Below are 25624 nucleotides of genomic sequence, written 5' to 3' on the forward strand. Positions count from 1 at the left end.
CTACATTTAGTGGACCAATCGGCCGATGCGGGCGTTCCCTCCCCATATATAGCGATGCAGCTGTGCTCTTATGGGTACGTTTCAGCCGCGCGTGCCCCCTCGAATGAAAAATAATCATCGTCCGGGCAGTCACATTGTTTTCGCAGCACGTAGCAGCGTTAATCTTGATGAATTCTCGTGTGACACCTCAGGTTTTTGGTCTAAATTCCTCTATCCATTCATGTTTCGAGTTTTGCGGTGTCGCGGCGCTTTCCCCGCTGGCCTGTGGATATTAACCGCTGGTTAATCTCTTGAATCACCTGCGCGCCGACAGCCTTCAAAAATACCCGCCCGTCAAGATGAATACTGGTAAAAAAAGTATAAAAACAGCGTTGACCGAATAGGTGGAAATACGTCACTTTGTATGAGCCGACAGTGACGCCACAAGATGTAGTGGTTAAACGCTCCAAAGGGCGTCACGACGGGACAGAGGCAAACGACGGTCACATATATGATCCGAATGCAGATGTGAAAGGCGCAGACGCGGTTTTCACATACGCATATTTCTCTCTGCCCTTGGGCAAGTAGCGGGGGCGGTGCTGCAATGACAGCCTGCTTCATAAGTGACAAAGCTGAATATGAGGCAGCGAAAATGAAAATTGAACGCAAATTCACCAAAGCCGACCAAGACGCCTATGCTGATCTCGACTTTATCACCACCGTGTCGGAAATCCGGAACCCGGATGGCACAGTTGTGTTCAAGCTGGACAATGTCGAAGTGCCCAATTCGTGGAGCCAGGTTGCCAGCGACGTCATCGCACAGAAATATTTCCGCAAAGCCGGCGTGCCCACCAAAACCCGTCGGGTAAAAGAAAAAGGCGTTCCGGAATTCCTGTGGCGCTCGGTCCCGGCGGAAGGGGCCGAGATGATCGGCGAAACCTCCTCCAAACAGGTCTTTGACCGTTTGGCCGGTGCCTGGACCTACTGGGGTTGGAAGGGTGGATATTTCACCACCGAAGAAGACGCCGCTGCCTATTTCGACGAAATGCGCCACATGCTGGCCAGCCAGCGCGCGGCCCCCAACAGCCCGCAGTGGTTCAACACGGGCCTGCACTGGGCCTACGGCATCGACGGCCCGGCACAGGGTCACCACTATGTGGATTACAAGACCGGCAAACTGACACGGTCGAAATCCTCCTACGAGCATCCACAGCCACACGCCTGCTTCATCCAGTCGGTCTCCGATGATCTGGTGAACGAAGGTGGCATCATGGATCTCTGGGTGCGCGAAGCACGCCTGTTCAAATACGGCTCCGGCACCGGCACCAACTTTTCCAGCCTGCGCGCGGCGGGCGAGGGGCTTTCGGGTGGTGGTAAATCTTCCGGCCTCATGGGCTTTTTGAAGATCGGCGACCGGGCGGCCGGTGCGATCAAATCGGGCGGCACCACACGGCGTGCAGCCAAGATGGTCATCGTTGATGCAGATCACCCCGACATCGAGGATTTCATCAACTGGAAAGTGGTCGAAGAGCAAAAGGTCGCCAGCATCGTCGCAGGCTCCAAGATGCACGAGCAAAAACTGAACCTGCTGTTTGATGCGATCAAAACATGGGACGGCGCCGAGGAAGACGCCTACGACCCCAGCAAGAACGCAGCCCTCAAGCAAGCCATTCGCGAAGCAAAAAAGGTCGCGATCCCCGAAACCTATGTCAAACGTGTGCTCGATTACGCAAAGCAGGGCCATACATCGATCGAATTCCCGACCTATGACACGGACTGGGATTCCGAGGCCTATAGCTCCGTCTCCGGTCAGAACTCGAACAATTCGATCCGCGTCACCAACGCTTTCCTCAAGGCGGTCGAGGATGACGCCGACTGGGAATTGATCAACCGCGTGGATGGCAAGGTCACCAAGACCATCAAGGCGCGCGATCTGTGGGAAAAAGTCGGCCACGCGGCATGGGCCTGCGCGGATCCGGGCATCCAGTACCACGACACGGTCAACGACTGGCACACTTGCCCGGCGGATGGCGCAATTCGCGGCTCCAACCCCTGCTCGGAATATATGTTCCTTGATGATACGGCCTGTAACCTCGCGTCGATGAACCTGCTGACCTTCCTCAAGGACGGTGAGTTCCAGATCGAAGACTACATGCATGCGTCACGTCTCTGGACCGTGACGCTGGAAATCTCGGTGATGATGGCGCAATTCCCCTCCAAGGAAATCGCACAACGCTCCTATGACTTCCGCACGCTGGGTCTGGGCTATGCCAATATCGGCGGTCTGCTGATGAACATGGGCTACAGCTACGACAGCACCGAGGGCCGTGCCATCTGCGGGGCGCTTACAGCGATCATGACCGGTGTGTCCTATGCGACCTCTGCCGAAATGGCGGGCGAACTTGGACCCTTCCCGGGCTATGCGAAAAACGCCGACAACATGCTGCGGGTGATCCGCAACCACCGCACTGCCGCCTATGGCAAGGTCGGTGGCTACGAAGACCTCGCCGTGAACCCTGTGCCGCTGGATTACAAAAGCTGCCCGGACGCGCGGATGATCGACGTGGCACGCGGGGCCTGGGATCAGGCGCTGGAACTCGGCCAACGTCATGGCTATCGCAACGCGCAAGCCACGGTGATTGCGCCGACAGGCACCATCGGTCTGGTGATGGATTGTGACACCACCGGTATCGAGCCCGATTTCGCGCTGGTGAAATTCAAGAAACTCGCTGGCGGTGGGTACTTCAAGATCATCAACCAATCCGTCCCCGGTGCGCTTGAAAAACTCGGCTATGGCTCAGCCCAGATCGAGGAAATCGTGTCCTATGCGGTCGGTCACGCCACCATCGGCAACGCACCCGGCATCAACCACACCTCGCTGGCGGGTCACGGGTTTGGCCCGAACGAACTGGCCAAGGTGGACGCGGCATTGGCCTCGGCCTTTGACATCCGCTTTGTCTTCAACCAGTGGACGCTGGGCGAAGAGTTCTGCACGCAGGTTCTGGGTATCCCGGCTGAAAAGCTGAATGATCCGTCCTTTGATCTGCTGCGTCACCTTGGGTTCTCCAAAAAGGACATCGACGCGGCCAACGATCACGTCTGTGGCACCATGACCCTCGAAGGGGCGCCTTTCCTCAAGGACGAGCATCTGTCGATCTTCGACTGTGCCAACCCCTGCGGCAAGAAAGGCAAACGTTTCCTCTCCGTGGACAGCCACATCCATATGATGGCGGCAGCGCAATCCTTCATCTCGGGTGCGATCTCCAAAACGATCAACATGCCCAACGATGCCACCATCGAGGACTGCCAGAAGGCCTATGAACTCAGCTGGTCGCTCGGGGTGAAAGCCAACGCGCTCTATCGTGACGGCTCGAAACTCAGCCAGCCGCTGGCCGCATCTCTGGTCGAAGACGACGAGGAAGCCGCCGATATTCTGGAAAGCGGCAACGCCCATGAAAAGGCAACTGTGCTGGCCGAAAAGATCGTCGAAAAGATCATCGTCAAGGAGATCGTGAAGTCGCATCGTGAAAAGATGCCGCAACGCCGCAAGGGCTACACCCAGAAAGCCATCGTGGGCGGGCACAAGGTCTATCTGCGCACCGGCGAGTATGAAGACGGCAAGATCGGCGAAATCTTCATCGACATGCACAAAGAGGGTGCGGGTTTCCGGGCGATGATGAACAACTTTGCCATCGCGGTATCGGTGGGCCTGCAATACGGGGTCCCGCTGGAGGAATTCGTGGATGCCTTCACCTTCACCAAGTTCGAACCCGCAGGCATGGTGCAGGGCAACGAGACGATCAAGAACGCAACTTCGATCCTTGATTACGTGTTCCGCGAACTGGCCGTGTCCTATCTGGACCGGACGGACCTCGCACATGTCCAACCGGCAGGTCACAGCTTTGACGATCTGGGCGCGGGCGAGAAAGAAGGCGTCAGCGATGTATCAGAACTGAGCGAAACGGCCGCGTCCAAATCCCTCGAAGTGCTGAAACAAATCAGCTCGACAGGCTATCTGCGCAACCGCATGCCACAGGAACTGGTCGTGTTGCAGGGCGGGCAGGCCTCGGCCATCGCCTATGACAACATCGCGCCCCTTGAGGGTGGCGGGAACGTTGCGGTCGCCATGGCCTCAACGGCAGTGACCTCCGGCACGGTCGAAATGGACGCGCGCACCAAAGCCAAGATGCAAGGCTACGAGGGCGAAGCCTGCGGTGAATGCGGCAACTACACCCTCGTGCGCAACGGCACCTGCATGAAGTGCAACACCTGCGGCGGGACATCTGGCTGTAGCTGAGGAGATTGAGGGTTGGGGATCAGCGCTGCAACGCTGATCCCCGCTCGCCCCAAGCCTAAACAGCGTGGGCAAAGGGCAAAGCTGTTCGGTCCAAAATGGCCGATGAAAGGAGCAAATACACGGAACGCGACGGCAATCAACGACGCGCTGCTAACTCACAGGAAATACATGGTTTATCCACGAGCTGCCTGTGGAAAAGAGGAGTGATACACATGTCACGACGCAAGAATTCGGAGGTTACAAGTGCGAAGGCTGCATCTGCTGCATCAAAAGTGCTTAGAAACCCGAAGTCCTCGAAAGCTGCTAAAACCGCAGCCGCGTCGGCGCTAACACAGCGACCGAACAGGAAGAAGTAACAGTCTTCCATGAAAACGCGCCCCCAAGGGGTGTGTAGGGGTCGCGGTCTGCTCAGGCAGGCCGCACCCCGACGAGACAGCGAGCAGCCGGATGTATCGGCTTCTCAAAAACAAGCGGGTGAGACTCCGCAGAAAACGAAGATGTTTTCCGCTCTGTCTCACGCGTCGGAAATCCACAGGATTTCCAACGAAATTGGGGACGGGCAGGGTGGGACCTTGGCCTCTCTGATATCCGGAACGGATGCGTTCGTTCCAGACGACGTTCAGGCCGCAGGCAAAAAAATACCGAGCGGTTAACAAACTGAGCCTGAACATCGAAACTAACAGGGGTCCTTCGGGGCCCCTTTTTTCTGTCGGCTTGCACGGTAACGCATGCGTTGACCATCGAAGTACAGCAGGTTTACCCTCTCGCGACCGGGCGGGGGAAAAACAGTGATCAGCCAGTTTGTCATCAGGAAAGCGCGCAAAGAAGATGAAACCGCTGTCCGACACTGTGCGGAACACGCCTATGCACAATATGTGGCGGCCATCGGAAAGAAGCCCGCGCCGATGGTTGCGGATTTTTCGTCTTTGATCACGTTGGGCCGGGTGCATGTTGCGATTGATGCCAAAGACCGCTTTTGCGGTTTCATTGTCTTTTATGAAAAGGGCGACTGTTTCTTTCTGGAAAATGTGGCCGTGCACCCGGACATGGCAGGCAAGGGTATCGGAAAACAATTGATCCTGTTTTGTGAGCGCATGGCAAAACACGCAGATACGACATCCGTCAGGCTTTACACAAACGCGAAAATGACGGCGAACCTGTCGCTCTACCCCCATCTGGGATATCGCGAAACAGAACGCAGACATGAAGACGGATTCGATCGTGTCTTTTTGGAAAGCCCGTGTGAGAAAGCCACGTGTGGCCCGCACACAATGCCGGGCGGCCAAGATCGGCGGTATAGTGCCTCATCCATCGGCGGATCGGTCACAGACCGCCGAAAACACGCTCAGCGGGATTTTGCCCGGCAGAGACTCACCTACGCAAAAGCCCCATTTGTGCGTTGAAGTGCCCGTTTCTGGCCCAAGACATCAGGGGTGATGGCTTTCGTTTCCGGGCATGTCATCCCTGTTCTTGCGGAGATGTTCCGCTTTTACTTGGGAGTAAGAAAATGACTAAAGTTAGCCTACCTGCAATTCTCTTCACTGTTGCTTTTGCCGGTGCCGTTTCAGCCGCCACAGCTGCGGATGTGAATGGCGATGGCGTTCTGACCATTGATGAGGTTCAAGCCGTGATGCCGGACATCACAGCTGAAGACTTCAGCGCAATGGATCTGAACTCCGATGGCGCGCTCGACGAAGCAGAAGTGCAATCTGCGCAAGACGCGGGCCTGATGCCGGCCTAACGTCACCTGCCTGAGCGGAGCAATGCCCTGGCTCCGCTCAGGCACCTCACCAACGTTGTGCACATCCGGCGCTATGCAGGCAGATGGATGGTAAAGCGCGCTCGGATCCGGGCATCCAGTTCCGGATCAAAACGCGCAGCTGAGCGTTGGCTCAAAATCTCTTCCTTACGTGCCTTGGCCTTGGCGATCAGATTGGGTTTGCCCTTCTCCTCCCACTCTTTAGGGGAACTGCGATCGCCAAGGGTGGGGTACACATGATCTGCCTCCATCCGGCCCAGTGTCTGCTGCGTGCCCAGATAATGCCCCGGACCGTCCATGCAGACTGCGCGCATCTGATCCAGCGCCATGGTTTCGTCCGTGACCTCGATCCCACGCACGCAGCGCATGGCCTGTCCCAGCAAATCATCCCCTAAAATCAGCGATTCGTGACAGAACCCCAGCAGCGAGGCATGCATCCCCGCGGCCTCATAAACCATGTTCAACCCCGCAAGCCCGGCCATCACGTTGGAGCACATCTGCTCCCAGCCCGCCTGCATGTCAGGCAGCTTGCTGTCGGCGATCCCTGCGGCTGCCCCACCGGGCAGGTCGTAGAATTTGTGCATCTGCGCGCATCCAGCCGTCAGCAACGCCTGCTCTCCGGAGCCTCCCGTCATGGCCCCACTGCGCAGATCGAGCCCAAAGGGCCAGGTGCCAAAGACCACGGGATGTCCCGGTTTGATCGCCTGAACATAGACCAGACCGGCCAGACATTCCGCCGTGGCCTGCACAATCGCGCCCGCAACCGTAGAGGGCGCGGTTGCCCCTGCCATCCCCGCAGACAGGAGCAGAACAGGCATGCCGTGTTTGATGCACTCTTCCATGACCTGACAGGATTCAGTGGCGAACTTCATGGGCGGGACAACAAAACAGTTTGAGTTCAGCACGAAGGGCCGCGCGCGCCATGCGGCTTCACCCCCCGCGATCATATGCAGCATTTCTATGGCCGGGGCGACATGGGCCGGATCGGTAAAGGATGTGCCGATATGCTTGGTCGTGCCCGAGCAGGTCGCATAGATCGTATTGAGGTCCATCTCAAGGTTGTCGGCAATATCGCGGCACACCATGGGGCGTTGCAGGAAATGGATGTTTTGCAGCACATCCGTGATGCGCGCCGCGTCATGCAAATCCTGCACGCCACATTCGCGGTAGTTGCACCCTTCGGCGTCTACCAGATGGACCGCTGCGCCTGCGGTTCCATAATGCACACGCGTCCCCGTCAGATCCAGATCATGTGCCGGGTCGCGCGCACACAGCGTCACCGTGCGGTTGGCAGAGGCGATCACATCTTCGACCAGCGCGCGCGGGAACCGGATGCGGCCATCCGCCCCCAGAACCGCGCCCGCCTTCGTAAGATACGCCACACCGCTGTCGGGGGCATCTGCCAGACCGATGGTTTCAAGCGCCTCAAGGGCGGCGTTGTGAATGCGATCCACGTCCGTTGGGCTGAGCGGCTCATAGCGTCCACCCTCCATACCGGGACGTATGGGGCGCAGATGATCCGCAAGTGGCGCAGCGCGTGCCGCGCGCCGGGCAGAGCGGCCACCGGCTCGAATTTTGGTTTTTTGTGTCATGGTTCAGATCCTGAAAATAGCAATAGAAAAGGGCTCTATCGCCTTTCAGGTCGGCCACGCGCCGCACGTCCGCGTTCAGCACCGATTGTGCGGATTACCAGATTTATCTTGATCCGGTCTGCTTTCATGCGTCCTCCGTTTTACCGGATCGTGCAAACCAATCAGCCCCGCGTCTGTCTCATTTGCGACGGGGGGTCGTTTTCGAGCAATCGCGGGTGTCGGGCTTACTGCGCCGCCGCGCGCTCAGCGGAGCGCAGGGCCGCATGGTCCAAAAGTGTCCGCAGGGCGTGGGCGAAAACGTCATCCGCAACCGTCATGGCAACGCGGATATGTCCCGTGGCTGAGGCGCCAAAGCTCTCTCCTGGCATCACGGCGATATGATGGCTCTCAAGCAGATCATAGGCAAACGCTTTGCCGGTCATCCCCGTCGCGCGCATGTCCAGCATCAGATACATCGCCCCCTGCGCGGGAACGAGACCGACGATATTCTGCCCTGCAAATATGTCCTGTGCCAATGCGCGGCGCCGCCGGAAAGGGGCTGCGACCTCTTCTTCAAAGGCATCGCCCTGCGCCAACGCAAAGCAGCTTGCATCCTGAATGAAACCGGGCACGCCATAGGTCGTATGTGTCGCAAGGTTGGTCAGATGCGCAATCGCGTCTTGGGGCCCAATGATCCAGCCACAGCGCGACCCGGTCATCGCATGGGATTTCGACATCGACCCCACCACCAAGGTCCGCTCGGCCATGCCGGGCAGGGCGCGCGGGCTCAGATGCGCACCTTCCCAGACCTGCGTGTCATAGACCTCATCCGAAATCAGCCACATGTCTTCTGCGATGCAAAGGCTGGCGATGCCCTCCAGTGTGGCGCGGGAATAGACGACGCCTGTTGGATTGTTGGGCGTATTGATCAACAGCGACCGCGCCTTGCCCGCGTGGGGTGCGATATCCTCAACACGCGGCTGGAACGCGTCTTCGGCGTGCGTGCCAATGACCTGCGGGATCGCCCCCGCACCGCGCAGTGTTCCGGGGTAGGTGGCATAATAAGGGTCAACATATAGCGCGATGTCGCCGGGATCACAGACCGCCATATGGGCTGCAAACAGGGCCGCCTGACCGCCGGGTGTGATCAACACGTTGTCCCTTGTGGTTGCAACACCCGTGCGCGCCGCAACCCGGGCCGCCACCCTATCGCGCAGCGCATCCGTGCCGGGCACGGCGGCATATCCGGTGTGACCGCCAAGCGCTGTGCGGTGCATCTCCTGCAGAACGGGCGCTGCGGTGCGGATGTCATGCTCGCCAATGGTCAGCTCCGTGACCGCGACCCCTTGCGCAATCATCCGACGTGCCTTCAAGAATACGTCCCACCCGTCTGAGCCGCCGCCCGTGATGCCCGTGATACGCTCGGAGAGTTGCATGGCCGTTCCTCTGTCTGACTGTCCGCAGAGAGGTCAGAGGGCACCTGATTCGTCAATCACCCTTGACGCAAGGCCGCTGAACCGCGTAGGTCTGGCCTATGACCCAAATACCGCCCCTTTGCTGTATTATTTGCTGATCCCCACCTGCGGGCGCACTTAGGTCGTTTTCATCCCTGATCGAGATTGCTATGCCCGCGCCATCCCTGCGCAAGGACGCCTGTCATGACGATCAAGCTTTACAACACCAAGACCCGCCGCAAAGAGGACTTTGAGCCGATCAACAAAGACGACGTGCGCATGTATGTCTGCGGCCCCACTGTCTATGACCGCGCGCATCTGGGCAATGCGCGGCCCGTGATCGTCTTTGACGTGCTCTATCGGTTGCTGCGCCACACATATGGGCCGGAACATGTGACGTATGTGCGCAATTTCACGGATGTGGATGACAAGATCAACGCGCGCGCCGCCGAAAGCGGGCGTTCCATCGGCGAGATCACCGCCGAGACGACGCAGTGGTTTCTCGATGACATGGCGGCGGTCGGCGCGCTGGAACCCTCCATCAAGGACAGGGATCATCAACGCGCGATGCCCCGCGCCACGCAGTATATCGCGCAGATGGTCACGATGATCGAAGACCTGATCGCCAAGGGGCACGCCTATGCCGCAGAGGGCCATGTGCTCTTTGCGGTGGAGAGTTATTCGAAATATGGCGCGCTCTCGGGTCGCTCGATTGACGACATGATTGCAGGCGCGCGGGTTGAGGTCGCCCCCTACAAACGCAACCCCATGGATTTTGTGCTGTGGAAGCCCTCTGATGATGCGACACCGGGCTGGGCAGGGCCGGTCGTGGGAGGCAAAAGTATTGGCAGGGGCCGTCCCGGCTGGCACATCGAATGCTCCGCCATGGCGCATGATCTGCTGGGCGCGACGTTTGATATCCACGGCGGCGGCAACGACCTGATGTTCCCCCATCACGAAAACGAAATCGCCCAAAGCACCTGCGCAGGCCATGATTTCGCCAACGTCTGGATGCACAACGAGATGCTGCAGGTCGAAGGCAAGAAGATGTCCAAGTCCTTGGGCAATTTCTTCACCGTCCGCGATCTGCTCGACCAGGGCGTGCCGGGCGAAGTGATCCGTTTCGTGATGCTGAGCACCCACTACCGCAAACCGATGGACTGGACAGGGAAGAAGTCATTAGAAGCCAATAGAACGCTCAGAAAGTGGTTCGACCTCACCGAAGACGCTGACAGTGCGGAGGTGCTTCCCAAAGCACTGGTTGACGCGATAGCCGATGACCTAAATTCCCCCAACGCGATATCAGTACTACACGAACTAGCCAAACGCGGTGCATATACTGACCTAAAGGCTGGGGCTCAATTCCTCGGTTTGTTGTCACCAAAAACGTCGGACTGGGTGAGACGCCCTGGCCAGTTATTGGACGCTCTGACCCAGAAACTGTCTGAGTTGCGAAAAGAGGCAGTTCAGACCAAGGATTTTTCGAAGGTGGATGACCTAAAGGTACAGCTACAAGCGGCCGGTGTGGAAGTTCAGATTAGTAGAGAAGGTATAGTTCTGGGCGCAGGGCCGGAAGTTGACGACGCCAAACTGGAAGCACTCAAATGATCCGGTTCCCAACACAGGACAGCGCCCGAGCCTGGGGGGGCGTGAAGCGCCCTCCCGGGGGGAGGGTCGGGCGCAGTCCGGGCCGCAAGCGACCCGGACCGGATCAAGCTGCGCCGGGGCCGTTCAAAACCGTCACGACACCGCCTGATGCGCGATGCTACGACGGTTACCACAGTGTCACCCGACCGCGCGCCACGCACCGACGTGATACCGACACGATACCGACGCCCTGCCGACGTGCCAAAACAGCGGAATTTCACCTATGACCCGTGAGCGCCTTTACCTCTATGACACCACCCTGCGCGACGGGCAGCAGACGCAGGGCGTGCAGTTTTCGACCGAGGAAAAACGCACCATCGCCGAAAGCCTCGACGCGCTGGGCGTGGATTATATCGAGGGCGGCTGGCCCGGTACCAACCCCACCGACAGCGCGTTTTTCGACACCGCCCCCAAGACCCGCGCGACCATGACCGCCTTTGGCATGACCAAGCGCGCGGGCCTCTCGGCTGAAAACGACGACGTGCTCGCCGCCGTTTTGAACGCGGGCACATCCGCCGTCTGTCTGGTCGGCAAAACCCATGATTTCCACGTGCGCGCCGCCCTCGGGATCAGCCTTGAGGACAACCTCGATAACATTTCGAAATCCGTCAAACACCTTAAAAACATGGGCCGTGAGGCGCTGTTTGATGCCGAACACTACTTTGACGGCTACCGTGCCAACCCTGATTATGCGCTGCAGGCCGTGCGTGCGGCCTATGAGGCGGGCGCGCGCTGGGTGGTGCTCTGCGACACCAATGGCGGGACGATGCCCGAAGAGGTGCGCCGCATCACGACCGAGACAATCGCGGCGGGCATTCCGGGGGATTACCTCGGCATTCACACCCATAACGACACCGAAAACGCCGTCGCCTGCAGCCTCGCCGCCGTGGATGCTGGCGCGCGGCAAATTCAGGGCACGCTGAACGGGCTGGGCGAACGCTGCGGCAACGCCAACCTGACCACGCTGATCCCGATCCTGCTGCTCAAGGAACCCTACGCCAGCGCCTATGAAACGGGCATCACCCACGCGGCCCTCAAGACGCTGACCCGCACCAGCCGGATGCTCGATGAAATCCTCAACCGCGTGCCGTTTCGCCAGGCCGCTTTCGTGGGCTCTTCGGCCTTTGCGCATAAGGCCGGGCTGCATGCTTCCGCCATCCTCAAGGACCCTACGACCTACGAACACATCGACCCCGCAACCGTCGGAAACGCAAGGATAATTCCGATGTCCAACCAAGCGGGGCAATCCAATCTGCGCGAACGTTTGCAGGGCGCGGGCCTCACCGTGCAAAAGGGCGATCCGGCCTTGGGTCTGATCCTAGATCGCATCAAGGAACGCGAGGCTTTGGGCTATTCCTATGACACCGCGCAGGCCAGTTTCGAACTGCTGGCGCGGGACGCTTTGGGCCAGATGCCCGCCTTTTTCGAGGTCAAACGCTACCGGGTGACGGTCGAGCGGCGCAAGAACAAATACAACCAGATGGTCAGCCTGTCCGAGGCGGTGGTGGTGGTCAAAGTCGGCGGCACCAAAAAGCTCTCCGTCTCTGAATCGATGGATGAAACGGGCAGCGATCGTGGCCCCGTCAACGCATTAGCCAAGGCGCTGTCCAAGGACCTTGGCCCGTATCAGACGATCATTGATGACATGCGCCTCGTTGATTTCAAAGTCAGAATCACGCAGGGCGGCACCGAGGCTGTCACCCGCGTGATCATCGACAGCGAAGATGGTGAGGGGCGGCGCTGGTCCACGGTTGGTGTTTCGGCAAACATAGTGGATGCATCGTTCGAGGCCTTGCTGGATGCGATCCGCTGGAAACTGACGCGCGATTGGAAAGCCACATGACGCAGGCCTACTGGGACGCGTTTTTCCAATTACACCGCGGCCTGCCCCGCGAAGGACCGGGGGAGGCGCAGGAGGTTGCATGGGCGGCAGAAGTTGCAGGCGTTAAACCGGATGCTCGGATCTGCGACGCCGCCTGCGGCCCCGGCGCGGATATCCCGGCGTTGCTTAAGGCCGCCCCGCGGGGACATGTGAGCGCACTCGATAAGGTGGACGCGTTTGTGCAGCAAGCGCAGGACAGCCACGGTGACGACCCCCGCACAACGATCTTTTGCGGCGATATGACCGCGCTGACCGGCCCGTTTGATTTCATCTGGTGCGCCGGTGCGGTTTACTTTCTGGGCGTGACCAAAGCGCTGGAGGCGTGGCGCACGGCCCTCGCTCCGGGCGGCGCAATCGCGTTTTCGCAGGGCTATTGGCGCACAGATACCCCGTCAGCAGCGGCGCAAGAGGGCTGGGCAGACTACCCCGAAATGACCGATGAGGCAGGTCTCAGGGCGCAGATTGATGCCGCAGGCTATGACTGCGTGGCAACACGGCATGTCTCTGACAAGGCTTGGGAAGACTACTATGGCCCCCTAGATCAGCGGATCAGTCAATTGCGACCCAACGCGTCAGGCGCGCTGAAGGATGTGCTGGATGAAGCAGAGGCCGAAGCGGCGCTGTGGCGCGCGGCAAGACATGAATTTGGCTATTTGCTGTCTGTGGTGCGCCCGCGATGAGCTTTGATGCGGATGTGACCGCCTGCGCCGCTATCGTGGAAAAGGCAGACCCGGACCGGTTCGCTGCCGTCATGGCCAGCCCGGTTGCGGCGCGCGCCGTCCTCTTTGTGCTTTATGCCTTCAACGTCGAGGTTTCGCGCGCCCCTTGGCTGACGCAAGAGACCATGATTGCCGAGATGCGCCTGCAATGGTGGCGGGATGTGCTTGAGGAAATCGGGCAGGGCGCGCAGGTCCGCCGCCATGAGGTCGTCACCCCGCTGAGCGGTTTTCTGTCAGAACCGGCAACGCAGGTGCTTGACCGGCTCGTCGCGGCCCGGCGCTGGGATATCTACAAGGATGCCTTTGAGGACGCTGCACATTTTGACAATTACCTCAACGAAACGGCTGCCGGTTTGATGTGGGTTGCGGCCTGCGCGCTCGACCCGGACCTGACCCCGCAGGGCGATGCGGAAACCATGGTAAGGGCCTGCGGTCGCGCCACGGGGCTTGCGCGGTTTTTGCAGGCCGTGCCCGCGTTGGAATCGCACAGTCGCATTCCCTTGGTTGATGGCCGCGCGGAGGCAATCGCCGATCTTGCGCGCGCAGCACTTGATGCGCTGCCTGCACCAAAGCTGCTGAAACGCACCTTGGGGGATGCGGCGAAACCTGCCATCACCGAGGCGTTTGTTACCCGGAGCCTTCTGAAACAGGTGGTACAGGATCCGCGACGCGTGGCGGTTGGGGACCTGCAGGTTCACCCGATGCGGCGCGCAGCACTTTTATGGCGCTGGTCCTGATTTCAGCCTATGCGCGCTCAGGCGGCTTGGGTTTTGGGGCGCATCATCAACCAGATCAGGGATGCGCCTGCCAAAGCGATAAAAGGCACCATCGCGATATTGACCGCCATCCAGCCTTCCTGTGGCGATCCGCCGGAACAGTTCATTAACCCACCCGAGGACAGCGATGCCAGCGTGACCCCGCCAAACAGGATCAGGTCATTCAGCCCCTGCATCCGTCCGCGCTCCTCCACGCTGTGCTCCTCAGAAAGCATCGTGGTTGCGCCGATAAAGCCGAAGTTCCAGCCCAACCCCAACAGGATGAGCGCGACAAAGAAGTTCCCAAGCGCCACACCTGCCAGAGCCACGCCACCGGCAACCGCCAGAATGAACAACCCGATCGCCATGATCCGCTGCGTCCCAAAGCGCGCGATCAGATGTCCGGTAAAGAACGAGGGCACATACATCGCCAGCACATGCGCCGTGACCACATCGGCCGCATTGCCCGTCGTATACCCGCAGCCGACAACGGCCAGCGGGGTGGATGTCATCACAAGGTTCATCAACGCATAGGTCACCGTGGCACAGATGACCGCCACAGCGATCCGCGGTGTGGTGATCAGCTCCCACCTTGTGCGGCCTGCCGGGCTGTCAGCGCGCGGGGCAGGGGGCGTGGGGATATCCAGCGCGAAAAACAGCAGCGACCCGACCACGTTCAACACGATGATCGCGCCATAGGTGCCCATAAACGGGATCACATAGGCGTCCGCGGTGACTTTGACCAACTGTGGCCCGATGATCGCGGCGGCCAACCCGCCCGCCATCACATAGGAAATCGCCTTGGGGCGGTATGCATCCGAGGCCGTGTCCGCAGCCGCAAAGCGGTAAAACCCATGTGCGGACATATAGATGCCCGTGATAAAGCTGCCCAGCAGGAAAATCGGAAAGGACGCGGTGTAAAGCCCATAGGCCCCGATGGCACCGCCCGCTGCACCCGCACAGGCCCCGACCATGAACCCGGCGCGCCGCCCATATCGTTGCATAATGCCGGAAATCGGCGTCGCAGCAACCATCGAGCCCAGCACGATCAGCGTAATCGGCAAGGTCGCAAAACAGACGTTGGAGGCCAGCGATTGCCCGGCCAGCCCACCGATGATGAACAGCATCGGCATTTGCGCGCCGAGCACCGCTTGCGCCAGTACCAGCACGACAACATTGCGCTTTGCGCGATTTTCCAACGTGGCTTCCATGGCCCTTGCGTACTGCTAAATCATTGCGTTGGGCAAGCCCCTTGCTCACCTGCGCCATAGTCGTAAAGTCGCAGCCATGAGGCATGAATCCACAACACTTGTCATGGCGGGCGCACGGGAAGCGCATGCTGTTGTCAACGGCCTTTTGGCCCGAGGGCGGCGGGTGGTCGCAAGCCTGCCGGAAGAAGAACGCATTTTTGATGCCTTGCGCGTGCCCACCAGACTGGGCCGGTTCCAAAGCGCGGACGCCTTATGGGGCTGGATGCAAGACCAGCGGGTTGGCACGGTTATTGACGCAAGCCACGCCTTTGATGATGACATAAGCAGCATGGCAAGCGAGGTCTGCGTCACAGAAGGGGTCAGATATCTGCGGCTGTTGCGCCCGCCCTGGCAAGCCACTCTGCGGGATCGCTGGATCTCTTTCCCCTCCGTTGAGGCGGCGGCCCCCTCCGTCCCGCCAACCGCGCGCGTCTTCAGCAACACAGGGTGGCTGAGCCTGCCCGCCTATGAGACGTTCAGCGGGCATCGGCTCTATATGCGCCAAACACACAGCGTTTCCGCACCACCCCCTTTTGCCTTTGTGACTTTCGTACCCGGCACCCCGCCGTTTTCACAGTTTCAGGAGGAAAACCAGTTCGCTGAATTGCGCATCACGCATCTGATCTGTCGTAACGTCGGGGGCGCGGCCAGCATGTCCAAACTGCTGGCGGCCCGCGCGCGCAGCCTGCCGGTTCTGATGATCGAACGGCCCGCTTGCCCCGCGCACGTAGCGCAGGTCGAGACCGTGGTTGAGGCGCTGGCCTGGGAGGCGGATCAGGGATGACTGGCCGATTGATTGAAACAGACAGGGATGTGGCCGAGGGCGCCCTTTGGCTGTCAAAGGCTTGCCCGCGTCTGGCCTATGCATTGGCGCAGACCGGCCCCTTGCCGCTGCGACGCCGCCCCGATGGTTTCGCGCAACTGCTGAGTGCGATTGTCAGCCAGCAGGTCAGCGTCGCCTCAGCACGGGCGATCTGGTCCAAACTGGAAGCGGCGGGGATGGTTGATCCGGCCACTGTGCAGGCCTCTCGCGAAGATGATCTGCGCGCACTTGGTCTCAGCCGACAAAAGATCCGCTATGCCCATGCGCTGGCCGGTGCCGACATCAACTACGATGCTTTGCGCAGCTTGCCCGACAGTGACGTGATCAAGACGCTTGTGGCGGTGCCCGGCATCGGAAACTGGACGGCGGAAATCTACGCGATGTTCAGCCTTGGGCGCGCGGATGTTTTCGCGCCGGGCGATCTGGCCCTGCAGGAAGCGGCGCGCAGCCTTTATGCTCTTGAGGCGCGCCCCAAGGAACGCGCGCTGCGCGAGATGGCTGATGCATGGTCGCCCTGGCGGTCGGTTGCAGCGCGGCTCTTGTTTGCGTACTACCGCGTGGTCAAGCAACGTGAAGGGATCACATGACACGGGTTTTAAACGCAGAACGTCGCGCCGCTGCCTCTGGCGAAACACGCTCAATCGTGGTCTTTTTGCACGGTTACGGGGCCAATGGTGCAGACCTTTTGGGGCTGGCCGATCCGCTGAGCGAACATCTGCCGGATACGCTCTTTGTGGCGCCGGATGCGCCCGAGGCCTGTGCGGGCGCGCCTTTCGGGTTTCAGTGGTTTCCGATTCCCTGGATTGATGGGTCCTCCGAGGAGGAATCAATGCGCGGGATGGCGCAGGCCGTCGAGGATCTGAACGCGTTTCTGGACGCGCTGATGGTAGACGAAGACGTGCTGCCCGAACAGGTCGTGCTGTTCGGCTTTTCGCAAGGGTCGATGATGGCGCTGCATGTGGCCCCGCGCAGAGAAGATGAAATTGCCGGTATCGTCGCCTTTTCCGGCCGCTTGCTGGCCCCTGAGACGCTCGCGGATGAGGCGCTGGTGCGTCCACCGGTGCTGCTGGTGCATGGCGATGCAGATGACGTCGTGCCGCCGCAGTCGCTGCCGCAAGCTGCCGAAGCCCTGCAGGAGGCCGGGTGGAAAGATGTTTTCGCCCATATTATGAAAGGCACAGGGCACGGTATCGCGCCGGATGGTCTGTCGGTGGCCTTGGCGTTCATGCGCGACAAACTGAACCTTTAAGCTTTCGTCTCGCTCCAGATGGCCATTTCGCTGCCGCCGGGTTCAATGAACTGAAATCGGCGTCCACCGGGAAAGTCAAAGATGTCGGCGGTTATTTGAGCACCTGCCTTTTTGACGACCCCCAACATGCCTTCAAGGTCGTCGGTCTTAAGCACCGGAAGGGGCGCGCGCAAAGCACCCCGCTCAATGCCGCCGCCGATCCCGGCGCCCTGAATGTCGCGGTAATCATCGCCGTAGTCCACAAACTGCCACCCGAAGGCATCGGCGAAAAACGCCTGCGTCTTTTCCAGCTCGGGCGATGTGAATTCGATGTAGTCCAGTGTCACGCGCGCGTCGTTTTCCATCATAACCTGCCAATTGTGTATTTCCTGCCTGCGCAACCGTAAACAAAAGTGGGCTTTGAGCAAGATCATGCTCCGCAGCCATTGCCGAATATCGCATTCCGGACGTTGCAACGAGGCCTGTGGATAACTGTCATCTGCCTGTGACATAAGCATCGTAAGAAAACTGCGACATATTGTGGTGCAGGAAGGGCTTGTCAGACAAAAACCACGAGATATAGTCAGCCTATCGGTGGGACTGGCCTGCCGGACCGGACGCGGAACGGCAAAGGTGCAGTAGATTTATGGACGGCGATTTCAGAGTAGAATTCACACGTAACCCGGCGAGCCTCAAACACAGGCCAGCATTGGTGCTCAATGCGGATTACCGACCGCTCAGCTATTATCCTCTGTCGCTCTGGCCTTGGCAGGATGCTGTCAAAGCAGCGTGGCTGGATCGCGTCGACATCGTGGCTGAATACGACGACATCGTAAGATCGCCGAGTACCGAAATACGCATACCCTCCGTCGTGGTCCTCAAAGACTACGTGAAACCTCAAAAGCGCGTGGCCTTCACGCGCTTTAATTTATTTCTGAGGGATGAATTCAGGTGCCAATACTGCGGTGCGCGGGGCGACCTGACCTTTGACCACGTGGTGCCGCGCGCCTCCGGTGGGGTGACAAGCTGGCAGAATGTTGTCGCAGCCTGCAGCCCGTGCAACCTGAAAAAAGGGGCGAAACCGCTGCATCGCACGGGGTTGTCACTGCGCAAACCACCGCGCCAGCCCGGCGCCGAAGAATTACGCAACATGGGCCGCAAATTCCCGCCGAACCACTTGCATGAAAGCTGGATGGACTTTCTGTATTGGGATGCCGAACTGCAGGCCTGACCCGCTTTCGAAACTGCGAAGCAATAGATGTCGTGGGCTCCGCCGGGTGGGCAGGGCGATGCTGGTGGACGCGGGAACCCGTTCTCTGCATGATGGTTCTATTGCAAATGCAGTATGATTAAGGTGGGAGTATCTAATGTCTTTGATGAACACGGTCACGAAAATGGCCATCGGCTTTGCCGTCGCGAAAGGGATGGAAGCGGTGCAAAAGCAGGGTGGAATCGGATCCATGATGAAAAGCCTTGGCGGAGGTGGCGCGAATAATGCGGGCGGCTTGGGCGATCTGTTGGGTCAATTGGGGGGCGGCAGCGGTCTTGGTGGGGCATCGGGCGGCCTTGGGGACATTCTGGGTCAACTAACGGGCGGCGGTGGAGCATCGGCCGCTGGCGCTGCTGGTGGCCTAGGGGGCTTGGGGGGTCTGCTGGGCAGTCTGGCTGGCGCGCGCGGTGGTGATGCGGCTGGCGGCTTCGAAAGTCTGATCAATCAGGACAACCCCGCGACGGAGCCGGACGAAGAGGAGGTCGCGCGCCTGATGTTGCGGGCAATGACGCAGGCCGCCCGCGCAGATGGGGATATTGACGCCGACGAAAAAGCCAAGCTGCTGGACGCTCTGCAAGATGGTGATCCGTCTGACATGGAAGTGGTGCAGAAAATCCTCGCAGAACCGGTCAGCGCGCAGGCGCTCGCATCTGACACGCCGCGCGGGTTGGAAACTCAGGTTTATACGATGTCGCTCAACGCGATCAGCCCTGACAATCAGGCTGAGGGGCAATACCTTCATGCCCTCGCAGAAGGGTTAGGCATCACGCCTGACACGGCCAATAAAATCCATGACAGCCTTGGTGTGCCGCGGCTCTATACCTGATCAGGCGGCCAGATCGATCCAGACGGGAACGTGGTCAGAGGGCTTGTCCCGACCTCTTACGTCCTTGTCGATCTGGCAATCCACCAGCATGTCCGCCGCCTGCGGGCTAAGCAGCAGGTGGTCAATGCGGATACCATTGTTGCGGTTCCACGCCCCCGCCTGATAGTCCCAGAAGCTGTAGTGTCCGGGGCCCGCCGTCCGGGCGCGGAAGGCCTCCGTCAGGCCCAGGTTGATCAGTTTGCGAAACGCGGTCCGGCTTTCCAGCCGGAACAGCGCGTCATCGCGCCAGCTCTCCGGTTTGGCCGCATCCTCGGCTTGCGGAATGATATTGTAGTCCCCCGCCATCACAAATGTGGTTTCATCGGCCAATAGCGCTTTGGCGCGATCATATAGCCGCGACATCCAGTCCAGTTTGTAATCGTATTTCGGTCCGGGTGCCGGGTTTCCGTTGGGCAGATACAACTCGCAGACACGCACCGGCGCGGTGTCCCCCATGACGGTCGCCTCAATATAGCGCGCCTGCTCATCCGATTCATCGCCAGGCAGGCCCCGTGTGACATCCTCGAGCGGCAGTTTGGACAGGATCGCGACCCCGTTGAAACTTTTCTGACCGTGGGTTTCAAGGTTGTAGCCCATGTCCTCGAACACCGAGCGCGGGAAGGCCTCGTCCACGGACTTGATTTCCTGCAACAGGGCGACGTCGGGCTGCGCTTCTTTCAACCATGCGGGCAGGGCATCGATGCGTGCTTTGATGCCGTTGATGTTGAACGTTGCGATTTTCATGGAGGCCCCCGCTTGCTACACGTTTCTGATATCCCTGAAGTGACGTCCCGGGGCAAGGGCGTTGTGCCGGTCCGCCCAATCACCTGCGCGTGTGATTCTCGTTAACCATTTTTCTGCAACGGGGCATGAATGGTTAATATCCACAGAGTTATCCTTTGTGGATAAATGTTTTTTTAACAAAGGTTACCGTCTGGGCACAGATTGTATCGATTAGAAATTCACATCAGCATCCCTGTGGATAACCAATGGTTAAGGCAATCTTAACGTGAATTTTTCTTTAAAACTCTCCCTAAAAGGGTGACCGTTTGGAGGTTATCGAAACTTTCAAATGGACGGGATATACCATGAAAACGCTTACCAAAATTTCCATTCACCAAGCCGCAGCTCTACCTCTGGAAACTGCTGATATCCACGGCGGTGACGCAACTGGGCTGTTCACCACATCAATGACATCTCAGCACGGTGACATGATGACGGGGGAGCAAACGGCGCTCTACACGACCTCGATGTCGCCCGAAGGCTCTGCGCTGGCAGGGGTACACACGGGCCTTTACACCACGAGCATGACGACTGGCAAAAATGCGCATTCCGGTGAAGCGACAGGCCTCTTCACCACAAGCATGTCGCCCAAAGTCTGATCCTCGGCGCGATGGCCTGCTGGCTTTCGGGCTGCGGGCCATCCGTGCACTCTCACATCAAAAACGGCTGTATCATGTCAAATGTCATCTCACTCGGCGTGCCGAAACGTCCCAACCTGGCGCAACGGCAATCAACGCTGTTAAGCAGTTTCGCACAGCATCGACGCAGCGCCGAAGATGTTTTCTGGCTTAAGGAAAACGCTGAGATACTCAATATTCTGGCAAGCAGTGGCGCGCAACTGACCCCACATGCGCTGGACGTCTACGCTGCTTTTTACGACGGTCTCGAAGAACGCATGCGGTTTTTCCCGCAATATTACAGGTTTCTTCTGTCGATGTGTCTTGATCTTGAGGACCTTGGCCTTGACGGCGACACGGGCAGAAGGCTGTGCGAAACGGTGCATGCCGCTGATCTGGTTGCCTGTGAGCTGTCCGATTTACAGCGCGCCGAAGCGCAATACCTTTTGGCGCGTCGCGGCGTGGGGGAGATGACGCCCAATCTGAGGGCACGATTGTTGGATTTCGCGTCTGAGCCACGCACGTTTTCTGTGCCGAACAAAAAAGCAGTTTATGAGCTGACCCATATTGTCTTTTATCTGACAAGCTACGGTGCCGCGCAGACAGAACTGCCGGAGGCCACTGTGACCAGCCTCGAATACGCCGGTCTTTTGGCATTTTTGGATCAGGATGTGGATCTGCTGGCAGAGATTTGCGTTGCATTGCGTTTTGCCGGCCAATGCCCAAGCGAAATCTGGGAAGATTGGCTGGCGCATGAGATGGGATCGTTCACGCTGGTCCCGGCCCCTGAGGGATCAGTAAATGATGCCTACCATGAATATCTGGTGACCAGCTGGTGGGCCGGTATCGCAGGCATGACAGGTTTTTCCGGACGCCCCCCACAGGGAAATGTTGAAATTTTCAGGCATCGCGCAGGGCCGGGGCCGCTGCGGGCGATATCGTCGCTGTTATATCAGCTTGGACCTGCACGCAGTGGGGACTGGGGGCATATGCGGTCCATTTTCGCGCGCTCCCTCGCACACGACCAGAACGCAATTCTGGAAGGCGCCGCACAATCGTCAGCGCATTTCGATCGTTTCTTTGAACGGTTTTCGAGGTCGAATTACATTTCAACCCAACCGCTTGCGGGCTTGACTTAAAGCTACATCGAAAAGGATGTACCACACCCGCATGAGCTGGAGGCATTCGGGTTGTTGATCACAAACCGCGCCCCGATAAGCTCTTCGGTAAAATCGATCACGGCATCTGCGAGAAACGGCAGGGACACCGCGTCGATCACCACTTTTTGCCCGACACCCTCCAGAACAAGGTCATCATCTTTGGGCTCGTCCAGATCGATTTCGTATTGAAACCCTGAACATCCCCCGCCCTCAACGGCGACGCGCAGGGCCTTGCCATCATCAGATGCACCGATCTCTGCGAGTCTCTCGAAAGCGCGCGGGGTGACTTTGGGTGGAAGTTGCATGGCAGTGCTCCGTCAAACGGGTTTATTAATCTGTTAGGATCAATATATAACTTCTGATGACAGGCGACAAGGACCGGCGACATGACAGCACCCTATGCTTCCGATCCGCAGCGCGCCCGAGGGCGTCGCGTGCAGGAGGAGGAGAGCACGTTCCGCTCGTCTTTTCAGCGAGACCGCGACAGAATTATTCACGCAAGTGCGTTTCGACGGCTCAAGCACAAGACGCAAGTGTTCATCGAGCATGAGGGCGATTATTACCGCACGCGGCTCACACATTCCATAGAGGTGGCACAGGTTGCACGCACCATAGCGGGGGCGCTGAACCTCAATCAGGAGCTGACCGAGGCTGTCGCCCTGGCCCATGATCTGGGCCACACACCGTTTGGCCACACGGGCGAGGATGCGCTGTCCGACATGATGGCGCCTTTTGGCGGCTTTGATCACAACGCGCAGGCCATTCGCATCGTCACGCATCTTGAGCGGCACTATGCCGATTTTGACGGGCTGAACCTGACATGGGAAACCCTTGAGGGGCTGGCAAAACACAATGGTCCTGTGACGGGCGACATTCCATGGGCGCTGAAGGCCTATAACGACACGCATGATCTTGAACTCGGCACATTCGCAAGCGCCGAGGCGCAGGTCGCAGCCATCGCGGATGATGTGGCCTATAATCACCACGATTTGCATGATGGTCTGCGCGCAGAGCTTTTTTCGACCGATGAATTGGCCGAATTACCCATTCTGAACATGTGCTTTGCCGAGGTGGACCGGCTCTATCCCGGTCTGAACTATTACCGGCGACGGCATGAAGCGTTGCGGCGGTTCTTTGGCGTTCTGGTCGAAGATGTCATCCAACTTGCGCAGGCGCGGCTCATGACGCTGCAACCCAAATCCGTTAGCGATATCCGGTCTGCTGATCGTGCGATCATCCGGTTTTCAGACGACGTTTTTGACGATTTGAAAGTCATCCGCAGCTTTCTGTTTGATCGCATGTACCGTGCGCCCAGCGTGGTTGTGATGCGGGCCAAGGTGACGCGGGTTGTCGAAGAGCTTTTCCCCTATTTCATGGCGCATCCGGACCAACTGCCCAAACAATGGCGCAAGGATGTCGAGGCCATAAATTCTGAAACCGAACTGGCGCGGATCGTGTCCGACTATATATCCGGCATGACGGATCGTTTTGCCCTGCAAGAACATGCGCGTTTGTTGTCGGGAACCCCGCAGGCGGAAATGGCATCTTGAGCAGGCTGCAAGTACGACATGTTACCCAAACTCCAGGAGGTGTTGTTGGCAACACCGCTTGATGGCCGCTTTTGACCGTTTTGTCGCTCAGCCGTGATTGTCTTTCTGCGGTAAACTGCCGAGGGGTTTCCTCCTGATACGCTGGGCAAAGGTTGACCCGGCTTTCGGGCGTGATACACCGCGCATATGCTCTGAGATAGGACCGCTTGATGAACCTTTTTGCCGAAATGCGCGCGCTTGTGCTTGCCTGTCTGGACCAGATGGTCACCGCCGGGCATTTGCCTGCTGACCTGAACATGGCCAACGTGACGGTTGAACCGCCGCGCGATGCGTCGCATGGCGATATGGCGACCAATGCAGCGATGGTATTGGCCAAGCCTGCGGGCAAAAAACCGCGTGAGATCGCAGAGGCTTTGGCGGCCTATTTGGTCGCTGATCCGCGGATTACATCGGCCGAGGTGGCGGGGCCGGGGTTTTTGAACCTGCGGATTGCGCCCGACGCATGGCGCGCGGTTTTGCTCTCGGTGCTCGGCGCGGGTACGGATTTCGGGCGCGCGACCCTTGGTGCGGGTCAGAAGGTGAATGTCGAATATGTGTCGGCCAATCCGACAGGTCCTTTGCATGTCGGCCATACCCGTGGTGCGGTTTTCGGGGATGCATTGGCGTCTTTGCTCGATTACGCAGGCTTTGATGTGACGCGCGAATACTACATCAACGATGGCGGTGCGCAGGTCGATGTGCTCGCCCGGTCAGTATATTTGCGCTATCTGGAAGCGCACGGTCAGGAGGTGGCCTTCCCCGATGGCACCTATCCCGGCGATTATCTGATCCCGGTGGGTCAACAGCTGAAAGATCTCAAAGGCGACAGCTATGTGGGCCAGCCCGAAGAGGCATGGCTGCAGGACATTCGCACATTCGCCACCGATGCGATGATGGACTTGATCCGGGCTGATCTGAAATCGCTCGGTGTCGAGATGGACGTGTTCTATTCGGAAAAATCGCTCTATGGCACCGGACGGATCGAAGCCGCGATTGAGGACCTCAAAAGCAAGGGGTTGATCTATGACGGTGTGCTGGAGCCGCCGAAAGGCAAAAAGCCCGAAGACTGGGAGCCGCGCGAGCAGACGCTGTTCAAATCGACTGAACATGGCGATGACGTCGACCGCCCGGTGATGAAATCCGACGGCAGCTGGACCTATTTCGCGCCCGATATCGCCTATCACTACGATAAGGTCAGCCGAGGGTATGACGCCTTGATCGACGTCTTTGGCGCAGACCACGGCGGCTATGTCAAACGGATGAAGGCGGCGGTGTCTGCTCTGTCAGATGGTAAAGTGCCGCTGGATATCAAGCTGACGCAGCTGGTGAAACTGTTCAAAAACGGCGAGCCTTTCAAGATGTCCAAGCGGGCAGGGACCTTTGTGACTCTGCGCGATGTGGTGGATCAGGTGGGTCCGGATGTGGCGCGTTTCGTGATGCTGACGCGCAAGAACGACGCCATGCTTGATTTCGATTTCGACAAGGTGATGGAGCAAAGCCGCGAAAACCCGGTGTTTTACGTGCAATATGCCCATGCGAGGGTCGCGTCAGTCATGCGCAAGGCCGAAGCGGCAGGCATTGCCGTCGACATGGACACGCTGAAGGCTGCGGATTTGTCGCTGCTGGATCATGAGGCCGAACTGGGCCTGATTGCCAAACTGTCCGAGTGGCCGCGTCTGGTTGAAACAGCGGCGCGCAGCAACGAGCCGCACCGCGTTGCCTTCTATCTCTATGAGCTCTCGGGCGTGTTTCACGCGTTGTGGAACCGGGGTAATGATGTGCCGGAATTACGTTTCGTGCAGGATGATCCAAAAGTCACACAAGCGAAAATTGCCCTCGCACGTGCCTGCAGCGTTGTAATTGCGGCCGGTCTTGGTATTCTCGGCGTCACACCGGCACAGGAAATGCGTTGATATAAAACGCGACCCGTGCCTGAGCAGTAATTCGTAAGACAGACTTTTGGGGCAACGTATCCC

At 58.8% G+C, this 25624-nt stretch carries 22 protein-coding genes; 16 read left to right on the plus strand and 6 right to left on the minus strand.

The genetic code is table 11. The features are described 5' to 3' along the window. Positions 1–631 precede the first annotated feature (631 nt). The 3 genes from K5Q35_RS10845 (at position 632) to K5Q35_RS10855 (ending at position 6017) form a co-directional block, all read left to right on the plus strand. Complete coding sequence (locus K5Q35_RS10845) at positions 632–4276, plus strand: vitamin B12-dependent ribonucleotide reductase (RefSeq protein ID WP_013962307.1); 3645 nt, start codon at positions 632–634, stop codon at positions 4274–4276. Positions 4277–5064: 788 nt separating this feature from the next. Next, the gene (locus K5Q35_RS10850; protein WP_259650523.1) at positions 5065–5679 is read left to right on the plus strand and encodes a GNAT family N-acetyltransferase; all 615 of its coding nucleotides are present in this window, start codon (positions 5065–5067) and stop codon (positions 5677–5679) included. 104 nt (positions 5680–5783) lie between these two features. After that, on the plus strand, positions 5784–6017 hold the full coding sequence (locus tag K5Q35_RS10855) for a hypothetical protein (RefSeq protein ID WP_013962304.1): 234 nt from the start codon (positions 5784–5786) through the stop codon (positions 6015–6017). Positions 6018–6088: 71 nt separating this feature from the next. Here the strand turns inward: K5Q35_RS10855 and K5Q35_RS10860 are convergent, their stop codons facing one another. Both K5Q35_RS10860 and K5Q35_RS10865 read right to left on the minus strand, forming a co-directional pair. Then, positions 6089–7627 carry a trimethylamine methyltransferase family protein gene (locus K5Q35_RS10860; RefSeq protein WP_220799573.1) on the minus strand — a complete coding sequence of 513 codons (1539 nt, stop codon included), beginning with the start codon at positions 7625–7627 and terminating at the stop codon, positions 6089–6091. Between the two features lie 224 nt (positions 7628–7851). Continuing rightward, the gene (locus K5Q35_RS10865) at positions 7852–9042 is read right to left on the minus strand and encodes a pyridoxal phosphate-dependent aminotransferase (RefSeq protein WP_220799574.1); all 1191 of its coding nucleotides are present in this window, start codon (positions 9040–9042) and stop codon (positions 7852–7854) included. A 222-nt stretch (positions 9043–9264) separates the two neighbouring features. Between K5Q35_RS10865 and cysS the strand changes: the two genes are divergently transcribed. From cysS to K5Q35_RS10885, 4 genes are all read left to right on the plus strand, one after another. Next, entirely contained in the window at positions 9265–10668 is a 1404-nt protein-coding gene (gene cysS, locus K5Q35_RS10870; protein WP_220799575.1) for a cysteine--tRNA ligase, read from the plus strand. A gap of 262 nt (positions 10669–10930) precedes the next feature. Further along, positions 10931–12550, plus strand: coding sequence for a citramalate synthase (gene cimA / locus K5Q35_RS10875; RefSeq protein WP_220799576.1), 1620 nt, complete (start codon positions 10931–10933; stop codon positions 12548–12550). Next, complete coding sequence (locus tag K5Q35_RS10880) at positions 12547–13269, plus strand: trans-aconitate 2-methyltransferase (protein WP_220799577.1); 723 nt, start codon at positions 12547–12549, stop codon at positions 13267–13269. Before cimA ends, K5Q35_RS10880 begins: the two co-directional genes overlap by 4 nt. Next, a complete protein-coding gene (locus tag K5Q35_RS10885) occupies positions 13266–14045 on the plus strand; it encodes a squalene/phytoene synthase family protein (RefSeq protein WP_220799578.1) in 780 nt (259 codons plus the stop codon). The genes K5Q35_RS10880 and K5Q35_RS10885 overlap by 4 nt, the downstream gene beginning before the upstream one ends. A 17-nt stretch (positions 14046–14062) precedes the next feature. Here K5Q35_RS10885 and K5Q35_RS10890 read toward each other — a convergent pair whose 3' ends face one another. Beyond that, a complete protein-coding gene (locus K5Q35_RS10890; protein WP_220799579.1) occupies positions 14063–15274 on the minus strand; it encodes an MFS transporter in 1212 nt (403 codons plus the stop codon). A gap of 76 nt (positions 15275–15350) precedes the next feature. On the opposite strand from K5Q35_RS10890, the gene K5Q35_RS10895 reads away from it, so the two are divergent. Genes K5Q35_RS10895 through K5Q35_RS10905 form a run of 3 tightly spaced genes read left to right on the plus strand, consistent with a single transcriptional unit; the run spans position 15351 to position 17385 of the window. Continuing rightward, positions 15351–16097 carry a precorrin-6A/cobalt-precorrin-6A reductase gene (locus tag K5Q35_RS10895; RefSeq protein WP_220799580.1) on the plus strand — a complete coding sequence of 249 codons (747 nt, stop codon included), beginning with the start codon at positions 15351–15353 and terminating at the stop codon, positions 16095–16097. Then, positions 16094–16723 carry a DNA-3-methyladenine glycosylase gene (locus K5Q35_RS10900; protein ID WP_220799581.1) on the plus strand — a complete coding sequence of 210 codons (630 nt, stop codon included), beginning with the start codon at positions 16094–16096 and terminating at the stop codon, positions 16721–16723. Before K5Q35_RS10895 ends, K5Q35_RS10900 begins: the two co-directional genes overlap by 4 nt. Then, entirely contained in the window at positions 16720–17385 is a 666-nt protein-coding gene (locus K5Q35_RS10905; RefSeq protein WP_013962294.1) for an alpha/beta hydrolase, read from the plus strand. The genes K5Q35_RS10900 and K5Q35_RS10905 overlap by 4 nt, the downstream gene beginning before the upstream one ends. On the opposite strand, the gene K5Q35_RS10910 is transcribed toward K5Q35_RS10905, so the two are convergent. Beyond that, positions 17382–17729, minus strand: a complete 348-nt coding sequence (locus K5Q35_RS10910) for a glyoxalase (RefSeq protein ID WP_013962293.1) — start codon at positions 17727–17729, stop codon at positions 17382–17384. The two genes, K5Q35_RS10905 and K5Q35_RS10910, sit on opposite strands and share 4 nt — an antisense overlap. 281 nt (positions 17730–18010) lie before the next feature. On the opposite strand from K5Q35_RS10910, the gene K5Q35_RS10915 reads away from it, so the two are divergent. Then, a complete protein-coding gene (locus K5Q35_RS10915; RefSeq protein ID WP_013962292.1) occupies positions 18011–18595 on the plus strand; it encodes an HNH endonuclease in 585 nt (194 codons plus the stop codon). Positions 18596–18731: 136 nt separating this feature from the next. Beyond that, positions 18732–19460, plus strand: coding sequence for a DUF533 domain-containing protein (locus tag K5Q35_RS10920; protein ID WP_220799582.1), 729 nt, complete (start codon positions 18732–18734; stop codon positions 19458–19460). On the opposite strand, the gene xth is transcribed toward K5Q35_RS10920, so the two are convergent. Beyond that, positions 19461–20243 carry an exodeoxyribonuclease III gene (gene xth / locus K5Q35_RS10925; protein ID WP_220799583.1) on the minus strand — a complete coding sequence of 261 codons (783 nt, stop codon included), beginning with the start codon at positions 20241–20243 and terminating at the stop codon, positions 19461–19463. 344 nt (positions 20244–20587) lie between these two features. On the opposite strand from xth, the gene K5Q35_RS10930 reads away from it, so the two are divergent. Both K5Q35_RS10930 and K5Q35_RS10935 read left to right on the plus strand, forming a co-directional pair. After that, positions 20588–20881 carry a DUF6749 family protein gene (locus K5Q35_RS10930; RefSeq protein ID WP_220799584.1) on the plus strand — a complete coding sequence of 98 codons (294 nt, stop codon included), beginning with the start codon at positions 20588–20590 and terminating at the stop codon, positions 20879–20881. A gap of 74 nt (positions 20882–20955) precedes the next feature. Then, positions 20956–22038 carry a DUF6902 family protein gene (locus K5Q35_RS10935; RefSeq protein ID WP_259650524.1) on the plus strand — a complete coding sequence of 361 codons (1083 nt, stop codon included), beginning with the start codon at positions 20956–20958 and terminating at the stop codon, positions 22036–22038. 2 nt (positions 22039–22040) lie between these two features. On the opposite strand, the gene K5Q35_RS10940 is transcribed toward K5Q35_RS10935, so the two are convergent. After that, the gene (locus K5Q35_RS10940) at positions 22041–22364 is read right to left on the minus strand and encodes an iron-sulfur cluster assembly accessory protein (RefSeq protein ID WP_013962287.1); all 324 of its coding nucleotides are present in this window, start codon (positions 22362–22364) and stop codon (positions 22041–22043) included. Between the two features lie 81 nt (positions 22365–22445). Between K5Q35_RS10940 and K5Q35_RS10945 the strand changes: the two genes are divergently transcribed. Together K5Q35_RS10945 and argS are read left to right on the plus strand one after the other, a co-directional pair. Further along, complete coding sequence (locus K5Q35_RS10945) at positions 22446–23609, plus strand: deoxyguanosinetriphosphate triphosphohydrolase (protein ID WP_013962286.1); 1164 nt, start codon at positions 22446–22448, stop codon at positions 23607–23609. A gap of 209 nt (positions 23610–23818) precedes the next feature. Next, positions 23819–25561 (plus strand): arginine--tRNA ligase, encoded by a 1743-nt coding sequence (argS, locus tag K5Q35_RS10950; RefSeq protein WP_220799586.1) that lies wholly within the window; start codon positions 23819–23821, stop codon positions 25559–25561. The last annotated feature ends 63 nt before the right edge of the window (positions 25562–25624 follow it).

The sequence above is a fragment of the Roseobacter sp. OBYS 0001 genome, assembly GCF_019654895.1.
Taxonomy (GTDB): Bacteria; Pseudomonadota; Alphaproteobacteria; order Rhodobacterales; family Rhodobacteraceae; genus Roseobacter; species Roseobacter litoralis.